Here is a 21,584-nt window from a genome sequence, read left to right on the forward strand (position 1 = left end):
CTTCCCGAAAGTTTGTATCTATAAGCATCTACTTTATTTCTTGACTGACAATAGAAATGTTTAAATTAACCAGGATGAATCAATTTTGGCGTTTACCTGTAAGTCTTGATTGGGGACAAAATCACCAGGGTTCGCCTTTGATGGAAGTAGAAAATTCCATTTCGCTGCGGGTACTAGTGCTAGCGTTGGTAATTACTGGAATTGTGGCTATGGATATTGCCGCAGGGACTACATTCAGTTTCTGGGCAATACCCATAAGTGTAGTTGGAACAGTTTGGGGTTATTATCATCGCCGCAAACCCAATATTCCCATCAAGTTTTGCATTGCTATTGGAATGTTAATGGCATTGGGGGCTTTCTTTGGGCGATTATTTGGTGAATTGAATGATACGCGGTTGGCTTTAGCCGAGTTGTTAATTCAACTACAAGTCCTCCACAGTTTTGATGTACCTCGTCGCAAAGACTTGGGTTATTCTATTGTGATTGGGTTGATTTTGTTGGGTGTAGCCGCAACATTAAGCCAAACCCTGGCATTTGCACCTGTTTTATTGTTGTTTTTAGCGATCGCCATCCCCACTTTAGTTATCAATTATCGTTCCCAATTGGGGCTGGAAAAGTCAAAAGTCAAAAGTCAAAAGTCGAAAGAAATTAAATTATCCTCTGGTTTACCTACTTATTTTTTATTATTTGGTGTAGTTGTGGGGTTAGGCTTGGTAGTCTTTGCCTTATTACCCCGATTCCCTGGCTATCAACTGCGGACTTTTCCTGTGAGTTCGCCTATCGAGGTCAACCAAAGTTTTACTGGCCGCAGCATTATTAATCCTGGTTATGTTCGTCAAGGTAATGCTGACAACCAAGGTAACGGTCGTGGTGAAAATGAACAAAGTGGAAATGGTCAACCAGGAAAGGTAGATGATAGCTTCTATTACGGGTTCAATAACCAGATTAACCAAAACCTGCGGGGAGAGATGAAACCCAAGGTAGTGATGCGGGTGCGATCGCAAGTTGAGGGTTTTTGGCGAGTGTTGGCTTTTGACCGTTACACAGGTAAAGGTTGGGATATTTCCCGTAATGATGATGTGACAACCCTGAGGCGATCGCCTTGGTCTTATCAAATATATTTATCACCACCGCCAATATCCGGCAAAACTAGGGAAGTAGTGCAGACTTACACTGTAGTGTCAGATTTGCCTAACCTGATTCCTGCTATGTCTTATCCCAGGGAAGTTTACTTTCCCACACCGATGATTGCTGTTGATAAAGAAGGTGGGTTACGCGCACCTGTAGGTTTATCGGAAGATTTGACTTATACAGTTATTTCCGAAGTACCTTACCGCGATCGCACTTTACTGGGAAAAGCCGCTAACGATTATCCGGATAGTATCAAAAATTATTATCTACAAATCCCCCCAGAAATTGCGTCTAAAGTTAAGCAACGTACCGAAGAAATTTTAGCCGATTACGATCAACAACTGGTCTGGAAATCGCAAACTCAAAAGACTTTAGATTCCGACTATGAGAAGGCGCTTTATTTAGCGCAATATCTCAAACAAAACTATTCCATCCCTGAAAATCCTTTAGAGTTGCCCTATTTGAGTGAAAAGGAAGATTTAGTAGAAGCGTTTTTGTTCAAACATAAAGGCGGTTATCCAGACCACTTTTCCACAGTTCTTACGGTAATGCTAAGGTCTATTGGTATCCCTGCACGGTTAGTAGCTGGGTTTAGTGCGGGGGAATTTAATCCATTTACAGGGATGTATGTTGTACGTAACACTGATGCTTACGCGATGACAGAAGTGTATTTCCCTAAATATGGTTGGTTTACCTTTGATCCGATTCCCAATCATCCCCTGATTCCGCCGTCAGTTGAGGATGTGCAGACTTTTAGTGTATTGCGGCAATTTTGGCAATGGGTAGCTGGATGGTTGCCGACTCCGGTGACAGGTTTGTTTAATACTATATTTGGGACATTATTTAGTTGGATTGGTAAGGCGATCGCTTGGTTTTTTACTCTGTTTACTCAAGGTTGGTTTGGTGTATTAACTGGCTTACTCGTAGGGACGACAACCGCTTTCTTTGGTTGGCTAGGTTGGACACAGTGGAGAGAATGGCGCAACCATCGCCAATTGCGTAAACTACCCCCAATGGAAAGCCTTTATCAACAAATGCTGCAATGGACAGCTAAAAAAGGCTTGGGTAAACATCCAGCCCAAACATCTTTAGAGTATGCCCAAGTAGCCTATCACCATCATGGAAGTACCACCGCCCAAGTTATAGATGAGATTTGTCAAGCCTATGTTGGCTGGCGGTATGGTGGTCAAAAACCTAACTTAAATCAACTGCGACAAAAATGGGAAAAGATAAAAAAGGTGGGTGGCGATCGGGTAAATAGTAGCTTGTAGAGATACAAAGCTTTTTCTAAATTTACCTGGGGCGAGTGAAGCAAAAAGTCACACTCCTTCACTCGCTTCAATCTTATTAAGCAAACAAAACATCCCCTAGTCCTCACCGTGAATAGAAAAGCAGAATTAGTTTCAGCAGCTTTTAGATGCTGCTGAGTTAGTGGAAACTTTAAAGGGTATGAAGCTAGGCTTGGAACAGATGCAAGAAGGACAAGGGAAAAACGCGGAAGAATTTTTTAATGAACTGTTTGAGAAATTAGACAGGTTCCAATGAGCCAGAAATATCAGGTTATTTACAACCGTCAGCACAAAGGGCGATCGAAGAAGCTTATTGATGGTTGAGCAATGATTCATCTCGTAAGCATAGAATCTGGATAGAAGGCTTATATAAAGCTATTTTATCCCCAGAAGATATGCCTTATCGTTGCTCATTAGCATTTGAAAATAACTTTTTCGAGCAATAAATCCATCGACTTATCTACGGAAAAGTAAAAAATATTTATCGGATTATTTTTACTATTATTTATGATAGTGTTTAGATTCTATTTGCGCGACACTCCGCCCAAAAAACTATTTTTGATGAAGATGATCAAGAATAATGGTCGTAGGTTTTCCAACAGCCTGAATTGATTCTACCGTCATATTACCTAGATACATTAATTGATAAATTGTATTTATTTTTTAGCTGTTAAAAGCGTTTAAGCTTACCGTTTGAAAAAATTGGAACTTGTTGTAGATATCACTTAGCACAGATATCTACCCCAAGATTTTAATATCTTGGGGAAGAGGAAAGTCGTCATCAATTACCTTTAGATAGTATTTGTACTGTCAACTTGGCTCTAGCTCTTGTTTACTGGTTAATGCCTATACCTTTGGGCATATTTTAAGTAAATTTGACTAATAAATAGCTAAAAAAAGCATGAGTTACATAAAAACTCAACGTGGCTAAATGTAATGCGTTGTAACTCTTATTTTTTCGGGATAACATGAGAATACAATCCTCTTTAGTTTAGTACACCACATAAGGTGTCAGTTTTTTTATGGAAATACAGTTAATTAATATCGGTTTTGGCAACATTGTATCTGCTAACCGAGTAGTTGCCATTGTTAGTCCGGAATCAGCACCTATCAAGCGGATCATCACCGATGCTAGGGACAAAAATCAGTTAATTGATGCGACTTATGGTCGCAGAACAAGAGCTGTAATTATCACTGATTCCAGCCACGTAATTTTGTCGGCGATTCAACCGGAAACGGTAGCAAATCGTTTCGTCATTTCCCGCGAGCATCAGAGTGTAGAAAATTAGTTGGGGGGAGGAGTAAAAACCCGCCCATATTTGCACCACATCAGCAGTACTATGTGAATTAGACAAGTTTTCTGTCACTCGTGCTACAAATTCGTTAGTTAAGGTTTGCGCTGGTAACGTAGACTAGATTAGATTACTAACTTATCTAATGAATGATGTTTCTTGATTAATTCACAGGTTTAACGGATGATGCAAGTTTTATCCATCCAGAATTGTGCTACTACCAAAGAAAATCCGTCGTCAGGCAAGCTGATTGTTTTAACCGGGCCTAGTGGTGTCGGTAAAGGTACTTTAATGCGATCGCTCCTTCAGCGTCATCCGGAACTTTATTACTCTGTATCTGCAACAACTCGCGCTCCCCGTCCTGGGGAAGTAAATGGCGAAAGCTATTACTTCATTAGCCGCAGCAAATTTGAAGAATTGCTTGCTCAAGGCGAATTTCTCGAATCGGCAGAATTTGCGGGTAATTATTATGGCACTCCTCGTGAAGCTGTACTGAACCAAATTCAATCTGGTAAGTTAGTTGTACTGGAAATTGAACTAGCCGGGGCAAGACAAGTTCGTACTTCTTTCCCTGAAGCTTTGAGTATTTTTATTTTGCCGCCTTCCTTTGAAGAGTTGGAAAAACGGATTCGGGGACGTGGACAGGACTCAGAGGAAGCGATCGCCCGTCGCTTACAACGTGCCAAAGAAGAGATTCAAGCTGCGGATGAATTTGATATTCAAATTGTGAATGACGATTTTGAAGTTGCACTCCAGGCGATCGAAGTAGCTTTATTTGGATAATCGATATTCTATAAAATCACAGCCAACCATTTTTTACACCGAATAATCAAAACTAAGGACACATAGAGAAGATGAGGGTTTTCCTTTGTGTCCTTATCTTATTTCCATCATGAAATGAGTAAACAAATCAATTCAATACCTAATACAAGGGGAACCACTGCATTGTAATGGTTCCCCGATGATCAAAAACTAAATTAGCCTACTAGACCTTGAATTAAAGCAAAATTACTAGTCAAAAAGTAAGCAACTACCGCGCCACCAATACCACCAATTAAGAAAGCACTGGCAAAGTTATTCCAGCCTTCTTTAGATTGGAAAGCATCAGGAGGATTGGGTACAGTAACACTGGCAAGAGCCTTTGGTGGATTGCTATTAGCGTACAAAGACAGAGAGAGTGTGAAAAGCACCACCAAACCTATAGCACCTAACAATCCTGCTAAGTTAGCATTAGCTGCATCCCGCAGTGGCCCTAGTTTGGCAAAGGGGCCAAACAGAAAGTAACCATGAGCCATACCTACTTCTAATCCGCGTCTAAAAGGGGTGAGACCTGGGCGATAGGCAGGTAGGTTGTTAATAAACCACTTGACTAAGGGAGAAGAGTTAACCGGGGTTTCTAGGTTGCCCCATTGAGGATCGCGTCCTGCTGGAAAAACCACTTCCCGATTTCTGGGGTCACCGGGGAGATTTTTTGATGCGTCTACTGCTTGCGCCATATTTTATGTTTGCCTCAAAAATACAATGGTGGCATTTTTATATTAATAATAATTGTAGCTAAAGACGTTTTTTATTCGATAAGTTTAGAAAAATTAATTTATATTCGTTAAAAATGTAAAACTCGTAAGCTAATTCTAGCTTTACGAGTTTTATGAAAGGATTTTTTTAGCCTATTTGAGTAATAATTTGACCTAATTAGATTAAGCAAATTAACTACACAAAATAGGCAACAAAACAACAGATTAATCCGTATTAAAAATCCAGTTTCAACTTATGGTAGAGGATGAAAGAGTAAGTCGGGGAAAAAGCGATTGAATTCAATCAAAATCCCAGCTGTGATTGTCAGCCAAATAGTAGCTGCCACTGGTGCTGTGGAAATGAATTTAATTAGGTAGCTAGATTGGTCAGCTTTGTCTGCCATGATTTATTCTCCAAACGAACAAATTGATTAGGTGGAATTAGCGGGGAGAAACAGTAATTTCAGAGTCCTTAGCAGTTAATTCTCCAGAAAGAAGTTCTTTAACTGCGGCTGCTGGCCAAGCAAAGCCGGTAGCGATAATGGGTAGCGCAAGACCCAAATCGAGTTGGATCTCTTTTTGTTCAGTATCTGAGTCCTTCTTGATCGCTTGTAGGTAAGCACGACCTACCCAACCAATCCAACCGGCAATGTAGAGGAAAAGAATGCTGGGAATTAGAAAATCACCAGCACGATCAAGACGACCATCAACAATCAGGTGAGGATAGCCTTCCGGACCACAAAGCGCTTGAGAATAACGCTCAAAGCGTTTTTGTCCTGATTGGGGGTCTGCTGTAGTATTGCGGGCATTTTTTGCCAGTGCTTGAAATGCGGGATTTTCTGCACAAGGTGTCAGATCAGCTCCCAGGGCTTTGGCTGGGGGAGCGAAACTGAATGACAGACAAATCACTAAAATCAAAGCAAACAATCGACGCATGGATTTGTTTCCTTTTATTACACAAGAAAAAGTTTTTTGTACAAAACGAAGCGGCTTGTACATTCTTGATTTGCTTAACTAGCAAGTCATCATACTCTTGCGTGGGAATCGAGTAAAGTTTAAGTAAATAAAAGTTAAAGCTTCTCAAACAAATCTTTAGAGAGTGCTGAGTACCGAGTAGTAAGTGCTGAGTAAAATTTCTCATGATTAGGGAAAATTATTTTAGACCTCATACCCGGAAACTCAGGACTCAAGACTCAGCACTCATTACTTCTTCGTAGCAATGACAACTGTTTTAGCAATCGAAACTAGCTGTGATGAAACTGCCGTGGCAATTGTTAACAATCGTCAAGTTTGCGGCAGTATCATAGCTTCACAAATTCCAGTCCACCAGCAGTACGGTGGAGTGGTACCGGAGGTAGCCTCACGAGCGCACTTGGAAACGATAAATGACGCGATCGCCCAAGCGATGGATCAAGCTCAACTAGGTTGGGATAAAATCGATGGGATCGCTGCCACTTGTGCGCCTGGACTTGTAGGAGCGCTGTTAGTGGGGCTAACTGCTGCCAAAACTTTAGCAATTTTACACAATAAACCATTTTTGGGAGTTCACCACCTCGAAGGTCACATCTACGCGACTTATTTGAGTGAGCCAACTTTAGATCCCCCTTTTCTTAGCTTACTGGTTTCTGGGGGACATACAAGCTTAATTTACGTTAAGGAATGTGGTAGGTACGAAAGCCTGGGTGAAACGCGTGATGATGCGGCTGGGGAAGCTTTTGACAAGGTAGCTAGGCTGTTAAAGCTGGGTTATCCTGGTGGCCCAGTCATTGATAAACTAGCGCAAACAGGGAATCCTCAAGCCTTTGCTTTACCAGAAGGAAAAGTGTCCTTACCCGGTGGGGGATATCATCCTTATGATGGCAGTTTTAGCGGCTTAAAGACGGCTGTACTGCGTTTAGTGCAGCAATTAGAGAAGGATGGAGATCCATTGCCTATAGAGGACATTTCCGCCAGCTTCCAGGCGACAGTAGCCAAGGCATTAACCAAGAGAGCGATCGCCTGTGCTTTAGACTATGGTCTAGATACCATTGCCGTAGGTGGCGGGGTAGCGGCTAACAGTGGATTGAGACAACACTTACAAGCAGCAGCCACCGCAAATAATCTCCGCGTCCTCTTTCCCCCCCTAAAATTCTGTACCGATAACGCCGCCATGATAGCCTGTGCCGCAGCAGACCACTTATCACGGGGTCATATATCCCCCCTCACCTTAGGCGTAGAGTCACGCCTCAGTCTTAGCCAAGTGATGAAGTTATATCAGTAGTTAGTTGTCCATAGACACAACCTTTATCGTTGACCAATGACTAATGACTAATGACCAATGACTTAATATGACTAGCAACCGCATCTGGCTGTTCTAACATTGCCAGATGTCCACAATCAGGAATTTCAATCACGTTATCACCACAGTATTGGAAAAGTGGATGAAAACTCGCTAAGTGGCGAACATATTTGGGTTCCATCACCTTATCGTCAGTACCAGCCAGGAAATAAACTGGCTGCTTTAACTGAGATACTAACTTTGGTAATCGGTTTACTTCCTCTTCTGTTGTGGAATCTAGCAAAGCACCTAAAGCTGCTTCTGGGTCAGCTACCACAAAATCTACAACGCGCTGACGCGCCCACTGGCGATCCAAGGGACGAGACACACTAGCTCTGGTGAATAATAAGTCAATTAGAGGTAATTGGGACAACCAGCGCGGACGAACTTGTAAAAATCTTTGCCCTGCCATGCGGAACTGTTCAAACGCTTCTTTCAGGTAAATACCGCCACCTGCGTTAATACAAATGACACCCTTAATCCGTTGCGGAATTTGAGCAGCTGCCCATAGAGCGATCGTACCTCCCAATGAATGACCTACAAGCCAAGCACTGGTAATATTTAGCTGTTCCAATAGGGTTGCCAAATCTTGAGCGTAAGCTGCTGGTGTATAGAGAGAATCAAAAGATAAATTAATATCTTGAAGAGACTGAGCAGATAAACTGGCAGAACTTGATCCCCGATGAAAATCAGTTTCTAGCTGTGACTGAGACTCTCCAAAGCCTCGTAAATCATAAGACAGACACTGAAAGTCAACTGACAAGCGAGAAGTCACAGGTTGCCAGTATCCACGGCTATTAAGCCAACCGTGAATAAATACTAAAGCATCTGGGTAGGATGTAGGAGCTGTCAGCTCGTAGGCGTGTGGAAAGCCTAAGATTTCAATAGTTGCCATATTTATATCGTAACCCTAAGGGTGGGCGCGACTGAAATAAGCAATTCAAAATTCAAAATGAAAATAGAGTTTAGGGCTTAGGAGATCAGTACGCTCTGTAGTCCCTAATCCCTAGTCCTTAGTACTAACCATCATTTCCCCAACAACCTTTGGCGTACCCCTTCAGCAATTTTGTGCCCTAAATATTCAGGAATAAGGCTTTCATTTGGTCCCAACAAATAGAGAATTAGCCGAGTCCTTCCGCGCCAAACTAGTAAATTCGCATTAACTACTAGTAAATCTTCCTGCCAAATGGCGTACATAACTTTGTAAAATAATCCCGGTTGATTGTCAGCTTCAATTACCAAAGCGGGGAGATGAAAAACCGGATCAACATAGAATTCAGTCTGTACTTGTTCTAAACCAACATCTAGGTTGAATTCCACAGCCAACATTTCTTCTACCTCAAACCGCCCTCCCAAAGCCTCACGAATGGCGCGGCAAACGTTTTCTGCGGTTTTCTCTGTTAAGGCTTTACTGCCACGCGATACCAAAAGTTTGATAAAAACTAACATCGGGGGTCTAATTTGTCCATATAGACTCAGACCGTGAATAGTTAGTCCGTAAGCGGCTAGTACACCGAAAATGTCACTGAGAAGAAATGACTGATTGCGGTAGGCAAAATGCAGCGCACTTTTACTACCTTCCGGCTTCAACTCAATTACGGCACGTTTGGTTTTATAGAGACGATAAGCTAGCCGCAAATTTTGCAGTTGAATCTCACTGCTGACAAATTGTTCATAGAACTGGGGAAACGCTCGATTAAAGCGTTTGAGAAGTTCCAGTGTCGAAGATTTTAAACCAGAAGCCATCGTAGTGTAAGACTCGCTTGCTTTTATCGCCTGGAGACTGAGGACTGGAAATCAGTGGTGAACCTAAGTAAATCGTAAATAAAATACTCAGTACTTAGCACTCAACACTGCCCAATACTCAATACCTAATCTCTTTTATATACAATTCACTCTTTAGATACTCTCGTTTTGAGGAATTTGTCCTAGCCTTTACAACAAAGTGCTAAAGTTGAAAATAATTGGTGTGAAAAACTCCGTAACGAGCTATCACCATTGAAAGTCCCAAAGACTTCTCACAAAATTGAGTGTAAGGGCTAAACAATGGTACTTGCTTTGTCAGGTGTGAATCAACACTCTCGATAGTGGACACCAATTTAGTTATACTACCCGAACCGCGTTGGCATGGGTTTTTGGAAAACTTGGTTTAGTACTCCTGAATCTGCGACAAGTAGAACACAACCGCTTGAAGAACATACGGTAGACGCTACGGGCAACTCTAATCCGAAAAGCGACGCTTCGGCAGCTACAAGAAATGCGGAACGTATCGTTTTTAGCACCGAGCGAGATATTGATCTGTATGAACTCGAAGAACTTTGTGATGCTGTAGGTTGGTCACGTCGTCCCTTAAGGAAAGTAAAGAAAGCCATTGAGCATAGTTTTCTCGTAGCCACAATGTGGCAAGTGCGAGGAAACCAAAGGCGGCTGATTGGTTTTGCCCGTGCTACCTCAGATCACGCTTTTAATGCCACTATTTGGGATGTGGTAGTTCACCCAGATTTTCAAGGTAAAGGACTGGGTAAAGCTTTGATGAAGTATGTACTTAAAAAACTCAGGAGTGAAGAAATTAGTAATGTGACTCTTTTTGCTGATCCTCATGTTGTGGACTTCTACAGGACTATGGGTTTTATGCCAGATCCGGAAGGCATCAAAGGTATGTTTTGGTATCCTCATTAAATTTTTTCGGGAAAGAAACATAGCCAATATCTAAAAAATCAGCTATGATAGCTAAAGCTTGTGTGAGCAAAGTGAAATCGGGATGTAGCGCAGCTTGGTAGCGCGCCTGCTTTGGGAGCAGGATGCCGCAGGTTCAAATCCTGTCATCCCGATTGGAATTACTGATAAGAAAAACCCATACCTCGTTTTCAGAGGTATGGGTTTTTCTTATGAGAAAAAACGGAACAATTAGAATTTACTATGCCACTACTCAATTAATATTTTCAAAATACTATTAATACCTGTATTTACACTGAAAATCTTAAATTAATTATTTTATAACTATCGCCTATTAAGAAAGAATTACAAAGAATTTTTTGTAAAATTAAAATCTAAAAACTAAATATATATGTATAAAATCGAGCAGCAAATTAACTAGCAATAGGAGGAACGATTAGTGGTTAAAAGCGTCCTCATATTTGGATAAGGGCAATAAAATGACATTGACCGTATTTACCAAAGCGGGAAAGTTTTCTGCCCGGTGGCGGCTATATTTAACAGGCATCTACATGAATGTGTAGTAAATAGTTAAGCAAAACTGAGAAAAGTATAACTAAGAGTACGGTCAACAGGCAGCAAAGATAAGACAACTATCCTTGAGAGTTGGAAAATCTAGTGCTTTAAGAGTAGATTAGGAGCATTTCACAACTACCACAACTTTTCTCATTTTCAAGAGATTGATATATAACTAAGACGGGTTGGTGGCGTGTAAATCCAACAATTTGTCTAACTCAACTGGAACACATTAAGACGAGGAATACTCATGAAAGCATTGGTTCGCTGGGGCGCAACACTAGGTTTAGTTGGAAGTACTTTACTCGGAACATTATCTTTAGGTAGCCTTCCAGCAGTAGCATTATCAGAACAACAAATCAAAGAAAAGTTGGATAGCGTACCTATTTATTTAGTTACAAATGAAAAAGGCTTACCATTAAGCCGTCCTTTACCAAACGCGCAAAACGGACAAAAGGCTGGTGGTTCAATCACTGGGGCTTATATGAGTCGGCAGGAAGCTCAGGCTTTTATTAACGAACTGCGGAACGCCAAAAATAAAGACCCCAAGATGCAGGAAATCGTCAAAAGCCTTCAGGTGACCGCAGTGCCATTGGGGGTGATTTATCAGCAGTTGCAACAAACAAAAAAAGACCCTAATCGTCTGTTATTTGCTTTTAAACCTGTAGATCAGGAAATTAAAGGGGCAATGGATTTATTGCGCCAAAGCGGTCAACAGGTAAATCAGTTTAAGAGTGTGCCGATGTTTGCTGTGAGATTTGCGCCAGATCAGGGTTATGTACCAATCAAAGTAGGTACTGGGAATGAACAAGTTGTACCACTATTTTTGAGTAAGCAGGATGCACAGGGCTTATTGGGGCAAGTCAAGCCAAAACATCCAAAGGCGGATATTCAAGTTCTAGACATAGACGGCGTGCTACAGACATTACAAGATAAGAATGATCCTTGGCTCAATCAAGTTGTGTTAGTGCCATCTCCAGAATCGAGAGAATATATTAGGACTCTACCGAAAGACAAAGCGCCTAACACTCCTGCTGCTCCTAATCGTAACAATAATAATTCCCGACCTGGAGCAAAATAGAATTCACGTTAGGCATGACAAATCGACAGGCAAATGTAGTTTCTGGTTTACAACTTTGGCAGTGGCGCATCAAAGCAAATCAAGCAGCGATCGCTCACAATATTCCCATAGCAGAGGTGGATTGGCTATTGCAGGAAATAGCTGGTTTAGACCGCTTGGCGCTGCGTTTAGAGTCCTTTAAAGACTGGTCTGAAGTGCCGATGGGTTTATCTCTGGATCAGTTAGACCAACTTTGGCAGAGGCGATTAGGCGATCGCTTACCCGTACAGTACATCGCTGGAGTCACACCTTGGCGCAACTTCAGACTTACGGTGTCGAGTGCTGTTTTGATTCCCAGACCAGAAACTGAGTGCTTGATTGATTTAGCTGTGGCTGCTGTTGCTAACAGCAAATCGGCTTTGCAGTTAGAGCAAGGACATTGGGTAGACTTGGGAACTGGTAGTGGGGCGATCGCTTTGGGGTTAGCTGATGCTTTCCCTGAAGCCACAATTCATGCTGTAGATTGCAGTTTAGCAGCTTTGGCGATCGCCCAGCAAAATGCCCAGAACACGGGTTTGGTTGATAGAATGCGGTTTTATCAGGGTCGCTGGTGGGAGCCTTTAACTTTGCTGAAAGGTCAGTTTAGTGGTATGGTGTCTAACCCTCCTTATATTCCCAGCGACATCGTGCCGACGCTACAACCAGAAGTAGTAAACCATGAACCACATTTAGCCTTAGATGGCGGTGTTGATGGCTTAGATGCCATCCGCCATCTAATAGAAGTTGCCCCCAGTTATTTACAATCTGGGGGTATATGGTTAATTGAAATGATGGCAGGTCAAGCGGAAGCGGTAAAAACTCTTTTGCTCCAACAGGGCAGTTATAGTAATATTCAAATCCATTCTGACTTAGCTGGTATTGAGCGTTTCGCTTTAGCTGAAATAGCAAGTAGCCTCACGTCTGATACCCCAAGTACAGCGTGAGATGAATTATGCGCGAGGCTTGCGGTGAGCGTCAGCTGAATCGTTGACGACAGTCCTCTGACCAATATTGAGCGTAAGCGAAATTAGGGAGGAGGGCTTTGAATTTTGTACTCCTGGGGAGAACCCGTAGGGTAGTTTGTATTTTGTATTTTGTATTTATTCATGACTAGTGTTTCATTAGCAGCATTAATAGCTGGTGTGCGTACTGGCGGTTTAGTTAGTTTCCCTACAGATACAGTGCCGGCGCTGGCAACTCTACCAGAACAAGCAGGATTGATTTTTGCTGCTAAACAGCGCAGTCAGGACAAACCTTTAATTTTGATGGCTGCAAGTGCAGAAGATTTGTGGCCTTATGTAGAAGGTAGTGAGCAAGATCAGCAAATTTGGGAACAAGTAGTCAGTCAATATTGGCCGGGAGCATTGACATTAGTATTACCAGCTAGTAAGCGCGTTCCCAAAGTGATGAATCTGATTGATCCAACAACTATTGGTATTCGTGTGCCTAAGAATGCGATCGCTCAAAAGATTTTGTCACAAACTGGGCCTCTTGCCACTACTAGTGCTAATTTCTCAGGACAGCCGGCTTTACTAACAATGGCAGAGATTGATGCTCAGTTTCCCTCGGTGTTGACACTGGAATCAACAGCGTTAGAAATGGAGGGAATTGGCTTACCTTCTACTGTTGCCAAATGGACAGGGGAAAATTGGCAAATCTTGAGGCAAGGAGCAGTCAGTTTAGGAGTGTAGGGGTGTGGGGTTTTAAACGTTTACAACCAGTCTCAAGTAATAAATGGGGTGCATAAGTCTTTAAGGAAACTGATTTCTATAGTTTTTGGTCAATTTAACAAGTTAATAACTGTTTAATATGAATTGGAGCAACTGGGTATATCTAGGAGCAGGATTATTATTGGGGTTTGGTGTTCGTGGTTTATTTGCGCGGTCTACAAATGCCACTGCTAGCCAAGCCACAGTCACACTGGGGGAGCAAGATTACACATCACAACTCCAGCAACAGCTCCAACAAACACAGCTAGCCTATGAAATGGCGCAAGAGATGAGCCAGTTTAAAGGGGGTTTCTTAGCGAGGACTACCCATGAATTGCGATCGCCTCTCAATGGTCTCATTGGGTTACATCAGCTAATTTTGTCTGATCTTTGTGAAGATGCAGCAGAGGAGCGTGAATTTATTGCCCAAGCTCATGAGAGAGCTTTAAAATTGCTGCATCTCATGGATGAAATCCTCAATGTTGCCAAGGCAGAACACGGTAACAATAAGTTAGATATTCAGCCAAATTCTTTAGCCGAAATTTTACAAGAAGTATATAAATTAACTTATATGCTGGCGGTAGACCGCAACTTAAAATTGCAGATTTCACCTCCCGACCCAGAGATTTATGTTTTGGCAGATGCAAGATGGCTACGACAAGTCTTGTTAAACTTAGTAGATACTGCCATTGGTCAAATGCAGGAAGGAAGTATATTTATTTCTGTAAAGCTTACACCTGAAAGCAAAGATGTTGCTATTTGGTTAGATTTACCTAGTCATACTGTAGTTAAAAGTGAATCGATTGATTTACTTCAAATGACTGACGAATCTTCGCCGAAAGATAAACAGAACACTCGTCTTTCTCCGAGTATGAAGCTATTACTTAATCAAAAACTGCTAACGGTGATGGGAGGAAAGTTAGAAATCCTCCCCTCTTCTGAATCTCACCCAGCAGAGCAATTAACTAGACTAGAATTGTCTATCCCCCTAGCGATTCCTGAAGCTGAACTTCTGTAGTAGCTAAAGAGCTAATTCGGGATTGATTATGTAGCACCATAGTGGTGCTGTTGTTAGCGTGGAAGCCGATTTTTTCGTAAAACTCCTGTCGGTTGGTAGTCATTAAATATACACGCTCTACCCACCTCATGCGGGGGTGAGCTAAGACAGTTTCGACTAATTTACTTCCTAAGCCATTACCTTGGTAGTCTGGATGGATGACAACATCCCAAATTGTGGCGCGATATATGCCATCGGAGGTTGCTCTAGCAAAACCAATTAGACGCTCTGCATCCCAAACGGAAATTACTGGGTCACTGTTGGCAATAGCTACACCTAAATCCTCAATACTGCGTCCTTTCGCCCAAAAAGCAGAAATATTAAATAGCTGTTGGAGTTGATAAAGGTCTACTTCAGACTGGCGATTACGAAACTGGATCTGAGGATAGCTCATGTATAGTTGCTCCGATAGGGCAGTATTTTTACTGTCTTTTAGTCCTATTTTGCAAGAAATTATTGTAAATGTGTATGTATATGCAACTATTTTCCAGTTGAGTGTTTAATGGGAAATCCACTTCCATAGAGGGTGTGTTGGCCCTTGCTGCCGAATATGAAACACTTGCTTTTCGAGGCGCTGCCTTTCCTCTTGTGGTATACCCAGCAAAATATTGCGACTTTGCCAAACTAAAATCGCCGCAGTCATTCCTATACACAAACCTAAACCCAAGGTAGACAGTGGATGGTAAAAAAGTCCATAACGCACTGCTACCCAAGTAAAATATTGTTGCCACAAAGCAATTTCTGCCCGTAGATTCCATAGAGAAACAGGTGCAACTGTTAGCCATAAACAGCCAACAAAACACCACCTACCATACACAGTTAACTGATGTAGTCTCCGTACTTGTTCAACTAAAGATGACTCGTTACCTTCTGTATGATTGCTAAAGCTTGGGGGTTGTTCTGGTTCATCCATAGGCTACGGGGGATTGGGGATTGGGGATTGGGGATTGGGGATTGGGGATTGGGTAATGGGTAATGACTACTGTGTATCAGCTACCTCTGTGCTTGGTAATACTGTAGATGAACTGGTACGCTCACGCCACAGTGTCAGTAAGGTGCTGGCGATGAAGATACTGGAATAAGCTCCTGCTAAGAAGCCAAAAATTAAAGCTAGAGCAAAGTTTTTGAGGGTTTCGCCACCAAATAAATAGATTGCGAACAGTGGCAACATGGTAGTCAAGGTTGTGTTAATTGACCTTCCCAGGGTTTGGTTTACTGCATCATCGACTATATCAGCGATGGGGCGATTGGGTTCTAGTTTTAGGGTTTCTCGGATGCGATCGTATATTACTACTGTATCGTTGACGGAGAAACCAGTAATTGTCAGTAGAGCTACGATAAATAAGCTATCGACTTCAGTACCGAAAACTAAACCGAAAATTGAGAATATGCCTGCTGTGATTAAGACATCATGGAATAGAGCAATGATGGCAAATACGGCGTAGTCTAATTGGAAGCGGAAGTTTAAGTAAATGACGATGCCGGCAAAGGATACAATCAGGGCAATCATCCCTGAGGTAAACAATTCTCTGCCTAAGGTAGGCCCGACTGTATCAAACTGATTTTTCTGCTCGTCAAAAGACCCAATTTTTTCGCTTAAGGCATTTTGTAAATTAGTCCGTTCCTCACGCTCTAAGGTTTTGGTGCGGATGGAGATGCCGTTTTCTGCGCCTGTTTCTCTATCAGTGACAATTTGAATACTGCTGTCACCTAAACCTTGGGCTTTGGCTACTTCCCGCACAACGTTAATATCAATCGGTTGGTCACAGTTTCCTGGTTTGGTGCAGTCCCTTTCAAACTGTAATCTCGTACCACCGATAAAATCCAAACTTGGACGTAAGGGAGCGCGAATATCAGGGTTTTGCCAAGAGATCAACATTGAAATCAGACCAACCAGGGTGATGACACTAGAAAGAATCCACCAAAGCGATCGCGATTTATTTATACTTAGTTTCATTGAGCCACCTCAGTCTTATTCGATGCAGTTGTTCCTGGTAGGTTGGGACAGAAGAGTTCTGGTTTACGCAAACTGGGAATACTGATTGCCAAAAACATGAAGGTGCGACTACAGGTAATGGCGCTAAACATACTCACGGCTACACCCAATGCCAAGGTTAAAGCAAAACCTTTGACTAAACCAGCCCCCAACCAGAATAAGGCAGCACAAGCAATGACTGTGGTCAGGTTACCATCTAAGATGCTGGAGAAAGCGCGGTAAAAGCCAGATTCTACAGAACGATACAAGGATTTACCTGCTTGTAGTTCTTCCCGTGTGCGCTCAAAAATGAGTACGTTGGCATCTACCGCCATACCGATACTGAGAATGAAACCTGCGATTCCTGGTAGGGTTAAGGTTATACCTAACAAAGCGAAACTAGCCCAGGTCAAAATAGCGTAGATAATTAGAGAGATATCCGCAATTAATCCTGGTAGCCTGTAGTACACAACCATAAATACGAGTACTAAAGCCAAACCACCAAGTCCAGCATAGATACTGCTGTTGATACTGTCTTTACCCAGAGTTGCGCCAACTGTGCGGATTTCGGCAATTTCTACTGGTACAGGTAAAGCACCACCACGTAACTGCACACCTAAATCATTGGCTTGTTGTGCTGTAAATCTACCCGTAATCACAGCCGAACCACCAGTAATGCCGGTAGAAGCAAACTCTATCCCTACATTGGGAGCGCTTATCAGTTCGTTATCTAAAAAGATCCCAATGCTGCGTCCAGTCCCGGCGAGATTTTTTGTCAGTTCGGCAAATAGTTCGCCGCCTTTTTGGTCAAAACGAATAGCCACATTCCAATTGCTACTACCTTGAGTTGGTTCACCATAGGCATCTTGCAAGTGTTTACCATCAAGGGGTGGATTGGTGCTTTCAAATAACTCAGCGATCGCTTGATTATTTTTTTGTAAATCTTCTAAATTTTTATTAACTGCGGCTTTATCGTTACTTTTTTTTAATTCTGCTTGTTTTGCTTGCAGTTCTAATCTTGATGCTTGAAATGCTAGTAGTTGGGTTTCAGTCCCTGGTTTTTGTTTACGGAATTCTAGTTGTGCTGTACCTCCTAGCACCCGTTCCGCTTGTTCTGGGTCATTCACCCCTGGTAACTGTACAAGGATTTTATCTGTTCCTACAGTTTGAATCACGGGTTCAGAAACGCCAAGACCATTAATTCGGCCTTCGACGACACTTTTGACCCCATTCAGTTCACGTTCGGTGATTTGCTTAATTTCGGCTGTTGGTTTCACCAGAATTGTGATCTGTGAGCCTCCGCGCAAATCTAGTCCCAAGGGTATGGGAATTGTGAAGATCACCGCAATGGCGGCGATTAATAAAACTACAATCAACGCTAATAGCGATCGCTGTCTCTGCATACCATATCTCGCAACTGACAAACGCTATAATAACGCTCTTTGAATCAGTTATGAGTTGGTAATGGGTAATGGGTAATGGGTAATGGGTAGAGAATCTTAGGTCAATTACCAATTACCAATCACCAATTACCCATTCTCTATACGCGCAATGCAATCATTTTCTGCACAGCTTCGACGATTTGCTCTGGTTGAACAATTGTTAGGCGCTCCAGAGTACCGTTGTATGGTGTAGGGATATCTTGAGATGATAGCCTGAGAACTGGCGCATCTAATTCATCAAAAAAGCGATCGTTAATGGAAGCGATTAATTCTGCTGCAATACCCCCAGTTCGCATCGCTTCTTCCACAATAATGACTTTGTGAGTTTTGCGTATCGATGCACCAATTGTTTCTAAATCTAGTGGCTTGAGGGATATTAAATCAATTACTTCTGGGTCGTAACCTTGTTTTTCTAAAGCTTTTACCGCTTGGGTGACGTGATGACGCATCCGTGAGTAAGTCAAGATTGTCACGTCTTTACCAGAACGGACGATTTCTGCCTTATCTAAAGGTAGGTAGTATTCTTTTTCCGGTAAGTCCTCTTTCAAGTTATAAAGCAGGACGTGTTCAAAAAATAGAACGGGGTTATCGTCGCGGATGGCTGATTTCAGCAGTCCTTTAGCGTTGTAAGGTGTGGAACAGGTAACAATTTTTAACCCTGGAACTGCTTGGAAGTAAGTTTCCAGGCGTTGGGAGTGTTCTGCACCCAACTGTCTACCCACACCACCAGGGCCACGAATAACCAAAGGAATTTTAAAGTTACCGCCGGAGGTATAGCGTAGCATCCCCGCGTTGTTGGAGATTTGGTTAAAGGCTAGGAGGAGAAAACCCATATTCATGCCTTCAATTATCGGCCGCAATCCGGTCATTGCAGCACCTACCGCCATACCAGTAAAACTGTTTTCGGCGATGGGAGTATCTAAAATTCTGAGTTCACCGTATTTTTTATATAAATCTTTAGTGACTTTGTAGGAGCCACCATAGTGACCTACGTCTTCACCAAGAACGAATACGCTGGAATCACGCGCCATTTCTTCATCAATGGCTTCCCGCAGAGCGTTGAAGAATAATGTTTCTGCCATTTAGACCTTTTATGTACGACTATTATTTTAGAATCTTATCGTGCCATCGTAGCCAATACGGTGAGCGATCGCACTAGTTGAAAGTTCATTTATCAGTTCCGTGAGTTTATACTTAGGTAGATAGATTTCCGGCTTGAAAAATCTCCTCTACAGTCAAATTCAACTCTGGGAATGTTGCGGACTGAATACGGTCATTTCCCCGAAATTTATTAATCTGATATTCACCATCATCTAAACAGCAAACTAATATAGTAGGTTGTTTCGGCTTGCCAATAAACTCCCTCCCACCTAAAGCAGCATAATCTACAATCCAATATTCAGGGATTCCCATCATTTCATAGTCAGCATATTTTTTGTGATAATCATCACGCCAGTTTGTACTGACTACTTCAATTACCAACGGAATTGAGGCTGCTTGACTCACTGTAGATTCTTTTTTCCAACGTGGTTCATTGACTAAGTTGGGGCGATTTAATATCAGTATGTCTGGAGAATACGCTGATTCACTCTCCACGGGATTGACAAACGCTGTCTTGGGTATGAAATAGGGAAAATTTAAGTGACTGTATTCTAATGTGAGTTTTGTAGCTAAAAATCCAACTATCTCTTCATGGTCGCCCGTGGGTGGTGACATTTCAATAATTACTCCATCATGTAATTCATAGCGTTGTCTTGGGTTGTCTGGATACCAAGCAGCAAACTCATCAAATGTGATTACTTTACGTAAAGTTTGAGTCATGGTGCGATCGTCTGGAAATGAGGGGCTATAGCAATCCTAAATTATTCATGACAAGATGCCCGACTTATGCAAAAAGTCGGGCATCTGCATTTTTCTCCTAAATACGCAATATCCACATCAGCACAAGTAAAAAATGATGTCTAACATTTTTACTTAATCAGTTAAGATAATCACCATCAATCTTCTTCTCTTACCTTTTTCCTTAGAATTATGACCCAGGATGAGTTGTTGGTACTGATAGAGCAAGCGGCTACTGAGGGTTGGAGAGAGTTAGACTTGTCGGGGCAGGAGTTGACTGAGTTACCTGGGGAAATTGGTAAGTTGCAGCAGCTTGAGTCTTTGATTTTGGGAAAGAAGCTTGAAGGTTATGAAGCAGTAAGAGGCCGTATTTTCCAAAAGGTTTTAGGCAACAATTTAAAAACCCTTCCACCCGAATTATTGGATTTGCCTAATTTGCGTAAATTGGATATTAGTGGCAATCCTTTAGAGCGCATTCCCGATGTGGTAACGCAAATACTACATTTACAGGAACTTATCTTAATTCGAGTAGAGCTAACTGAAATACCAGAGGCGCTGGCGCAATTAACCAATCTCACCCAGCTTTACCTCAGTTCCAACCGAATAACCGAGATACCAGAGGCGCTAGCACAACTAACCAACCTCACCCAGCTTGACCTCAGTTCCAACCAAATAACCGAGATAGCAGAGGCGCTCGCTAAATTAACTAATCTGACCGGGCTTGTCCTCAGTTCCAACCGAATAACCGAGATACCAGAGGCGCTAGCACAACTAACCAACCTCACCCACCTTCACCTCTATAACAACCAAATAACCGAGATTCCAGAGGCGCTAGCACAATTAACCAATCTCACACAGCTTGACCTCAGCTCCAACCAAATAACCGAGATACCAGAGGCGCTGGCTAAATTAACCAATCTCACACAGCTTTACCTCGGTGGCAACCAAATAAACGAGATTCCAGAGGCGCTGGCTAAATTAACCAATCTCACACAGCTTGGCCTCGATGGCAACCAAATAAACGAGATTCCAGAGGCGATTGCTAAATTAACCAATCTCACGCAGCTTGGACTCAGTGGCAACCAAATAAACGAGATTCCAGAGGTGATTGCTAAATTAACCAATCTCACACAGCTTGGCCTCGATGGCAACCAAATAACCCAGATTCCAGAGGCGATTGCTAAATTAACCAATCTCACGCAGCTTGGACTCAGTGGCAACCAAATAAACGAGATTCCAGAGGTGATTGCTAAATTAACCAATCTGACGCGGCTTGTCCTCAATGTCAACCAAATAACCCAGATTCCAGAGACAATCGCTAAATTAACCAATCTGACGCAGCTTCACCTCAATGGCAACCAAATAAACGAGATTCCAGAGACAATCGCTAAATTAACCAATCTGACGCAGCTCGTCCTCAGTTTCAACAAAATTACCGAGGTTCCATCGGCGCTGGCTAAATTAAACAATCTGACTCAGCTTGAACTTAGTAACAACCAAATAACCGAGATACCGGAGGCGTTGGCAAAATTAACCAATCTGACCCAGCTTCTCCTCCATAACAACCAAATAACCGAGATACCAGAGGCGTTGGTAAAATTAACCAATCTGACCCAGCTTCTCCTCTATAACAACCAAATAACCGAGATACCAGAGGCGTTGGTAAAATTAACCAATCTGACCCAGCTT

General features: G+C 42.3%; 21 protein-coding genes and 1 tRNA gene. 11 read left to right on the forward strand and 11 right to left on the reverse strand.

Annotated elements, in window-relative coordinates:
• Positions 1-56: 56 nt before the first annotated feature.
• The 3 genes from ACM5QX_RS25635 to gmk all read left to right on the forward strand — a co-directional run bounded on the left by ACM5QX_RS25635 (position 57) and on the right by gmk (position 4,495).
• Entirely contained in the window at positions 57-2,402 is a 2,346-nt protein-coding gene (locus ACM5QX_RS25635) for a DUF3488 and DUF4129 domain-containing transglutaminase family protein (RefSeq protein ID WP_414756102.1), read from the forward strand.
• Between the two features lie 1,040 nt (positions 2,403-3,442).
• Positions 3,443-3,709, forward strand: a complete 267-nt coding sequence (gene remA, locus ACM5QX_RS25640; RefSeq protein WP_010994282.1) for an extracellular matrix/biofilm regulator RemA — start codon at positions 3,443-3,445, stop codon at positions 3,707-3,709.
• Positions 3,710-3,895: 186 nt separating this feature from the next.
• On the forward strand, positions 3,896-4,495 hold the full coding sequence (gmk, locus tag ACM5QX_RS25645) for a guanylate kinase (protein WP_414756103.1): 600 nt from the start codon (positions 3,896-3,898) through the stop codon (positions 4,493-4,495).
• 194 nt (positions 4,496-4,689) lie between these two features.
• Here the strand turns inward: gmk and ACM5QX_RS25650 are convergent, their stop codons facing one another.
• From ACM5QX_RS25650 to ACM5QX_RS25660, 3 genes are all read right to left on the reverse strand, one after another.
• On the reverse strand, positions 4,690-5,208 hold the full coding sequence (locus ACM5QX_RS25650) for a photosystem I reaction center protein subunit XI (RefSeq protein WP_414756104.1): 519 nt from the start codon (positions 5,206-5,208) through the stop codon (positions 4,690-4,692).
• A 272-nt stretch (positions 5,209-5,480) separates the two neighbouring features.
• Positions 5,481-5,630 carry a photosystem I reaction center subunit IX gene (gene psaJ / locus ACM5QX_RS25655; RefSeq protein WP_010994285.1) on the reverse strand — a complete coding sequence of 50 codons (150 nt, stop codon included), beginning with the start codon at positions 5,628-5,630 and terminating at the stop codon, positions 5,481-5,483.
• 37 nt (positions 5,631-5,667) lie between these two features.
• Positions 5,668-6,162: a photosystem I reaction center subunit III gene (locus tag ACM5QX_RS25660; protein ID WP_011318300.1), complete on the reverse strand. Its 495-nt coding sequence runs from the start codon at positions 6,160-6,162 to the stop codon at positions 5,668-5,670.
• A 283-nt stretch (positions 6,163-6,445) separates the two neighbouring features.
• Here ACM5QX_RS25660 and tsaD point away from each other — a divergent pair, with 283 nt between their 5' ends.
• Positions 6,446-7,486, forward strand: coding sequence for a tRNA (adenosine(37)-N6)-threonylcarbamoyltransferase complex transferase subunit TsaD (tsaD, locus tag ACM5QX_RS25665; RefSeq protein WP_414756105.1), 1,041 nt, complete (start codon positions 6,446-6,448; stop codon positions 7,484-7,486).
• Positions 7,487-7,526: 40 nt separating this feature from the next.
• Here tsaD and ACM5QX_RS25670 read toward each other — a convergent pair whose 3' ends face one another.
• Together ACM5QX_RS25670 and ACM5QX_RS25675 are read right to left on the reverse strand one after the other, a co-directional pair.
• The gene (locus tag ACM5QX_RS25670) at positions 7,527-8,438 is read right to left on the reverse strand and encodes an alpha/beta fold hydrolase (protein WP_414756106.1); all 912 of its coding nucleotides are present in this window, start codon (positions 8,436-8,438) and stop codon (positions 7,527-7,529) included.
• A 131-nt stretch (positions 8,439-8,569) separates the two neighbouring features.
• Positions 8,570-9,289: a hypothetical protein gene (locus ACM5QX_RS25675; RefSeq protein WP_011318303.1), complete on the reverse strand. Its 720-nt coding sequence runs from the start codon at positions 9,287-9,289 to the stop codon at positions 8,570-8,572.
• Positions 9,290-9,670: 381 nt separating this feature from the next.
• On the opposite strand from ACM5QX_RS25675, the gene ACM5QX_RS25680 reads away from it, so the two are divergent.
• The 6 genes from ACM5QX_RS25680 to ACM5QX_RS25705 all read left to right on the forward strand — a co-directional run bounded on the left by ACM5QX_RS25680 (position 9,671) and on the right by ACM5QX_RS25705 (position 14,600).
• The gene (locus ACM5QX_RS25680; protein WP_010994290.1) at positions 9,671-10,222 is read left to right on the forward strand and encodes a GNAT family N-acetyltransferase; all 552 of its coding nucleotides are present in this window, start codon (positions 9,671-9,673) and stop codon (positions 10,220-10,222) included.
• A 78-nt stretch (positions 10,223-10,300) separates the two neighbouring features.
• Positions 10,301-10,374 (forward strand) — tRNA-Pro (locus ACM5QX_RS25685).
• A 650-nt stretch (positions 10,375-11,024) separates the two neighbouring features.
• A complete protein-coding gene (gene tic22, locus ACM5QX_RS25690; protein ID WP_414756107.1) occupies positions 11,025-11,855 on the forward strand; it encodes an outer membrane biogenesis proteinTic22 in 831 nt (276 codons plus the stop codon).
• Positions 11,856-11,869: 14 nt separating this feature from the next.
• Positions 11,870-12,817, forward strand: a complete 948-nt coding sequence (prmC, locus tag ACM5QX_RS25695) for a peptide chain release factor N(5)-glutamine methyltransferase (protein WP_414756108.1) — start codon at positions 11,870-11,872, stop codon at positions 12,815-12,817.
• 162 nt (positions 12,818-12,979) lie between these two features.
• Positions 12,980-13,564 carry an L-threonylcarbamoyladenylate synthase gene (locus ACM5QX_RS25700; RefSeq protein ID WP_414756109.1) on the forward strand — a complete coding sequence of 195 codons (585 nt, stop codon included), beginning with the start codon at positions 12,980-12,982 and terminating at the stop codon, positions 13,562-13,564.
• 118 nt (positions 13,565-13,682) lie between these two features.
• On the forward strand, positions 13,683-14,600 hold the full coding sequence (locus ACM5QX_RS25705) for a sensor histidine kinase (RefSeq protein ID WP_414756110.1): 918 nt from the start codon (positions 13,683-13,685) through the stop codon (positions 14,598-14,600).
• Here the strand turns inward: ACM5QX_RS25705 and ACM5QX_RS25710 are convergent.
• The 6 genes from ACM5QX_RS25710 to ACM5QX_RS25735 all read right to left on the reverse strand — a co-directional run bounded on the left by ACM5QX_RS25710 (position 14,563) and on the right by ACM5QX_RS25735 (position 19,877).
• The gene (locus tag ACM5QX_RS25710; protein WP_414756111.1) at positions 14,563-15,033 is read right to left on the reverse strand and encodes a GNAT family N-acetyltransferase; all 471 of its coding nucleotides are present in this window, start codon (positions 15,031-15,033) and stop codon (positions 14,563-14,565) included. The genes ACM5QX_RS25705 and ACM5QX_RS25710 overlap by 38 nt on opposite strands.
• Before the next feature lie 105 nt (positions 15,034-15,138).
• Positions 15,139-15,552 (reverse strand): hypothetical protein, encoded by a 414-nt coding sequence (locus ACM5QX_RS25715; RefSeq protein WP_414756112.1) that lies wholly within the window; start codon positions 15,550-15,552, stop codon positions 15,139-15,141.
• 66 nt (positions 15,553-15,618) lie between these two features.
• Positions 15,619-16,596 (reverse strand): protein translocase subunit SecF, encoded by a 978-nt coding sequence (gene secF, locus ACM5QX_RS25720; RefSeq protein ID WP_414756113.1) that lies wholly within the window; start codon positions 16,594-16,596, stop codon positions 15,619-15,621.
• On the reverse strand, positions 16,593-18,017 hold the full coding sequence (secD, locus tag ACM5QX_RS25725) for a protein translocase subunit SecD (RefSeq protein WP_414756117.1): 1,425 nt from the start codon (positions 18,015-18,017) through the stop codon (positions 16,593-16,595). Before secD ends, secF begins: the two co-directional genes overlap by 4 nt.
• Positions 18,018-18,154: 137 nt before the next feature.
• Positions 18,155-19,138, reverse strand: coding sequence for an alpha-ketoacid dehydrogenase subunit beta (locus tag ACM5QX_RS25730; RefSeq protein ID WP_011318312.1), 984 nt, complete (start codon positions 19,136-19,138; stop codon positions 18,155-18,157).
• A gap of 112 nt (positions 19,139-19,250) precedes the next feature.
• Positions 19,251-19,877, reverse strand: a complete 627-nt coding sequence (locus ACM5QX_RS25735) for a Uma2 family endonuclease (RefSeq protein WP_414756114.1) — start codon at positions 19,875-19,877, stop codon at positions 19,251-19,253.
• Positions 19,878-20,087: 210 nt separating this feature from the next.
• Between ACM5QX_RS25735 and ACM5QX_RS25740 the strand changes: the two genes are divergently transcribed.
• Positions 20,088-21,584 (forward strand): leucine-rich repeat protein (locus ACM5QX_RS25740; RefSeq protein WP_414756115.1); only part of this gene is annotated, 1,497 nt, incomplete at its 3' end.

Origin of the sequence: Anabaena sp. CCY 9910 (genome assembly GCF_963920875.1) — a bacterium.
Lineage (GTDB): Bacteria > Cyanobacteriota > Cyanobacteriia > Cyanobacteriales > Nostocaceae > Trichormus > Trichormus variabilis.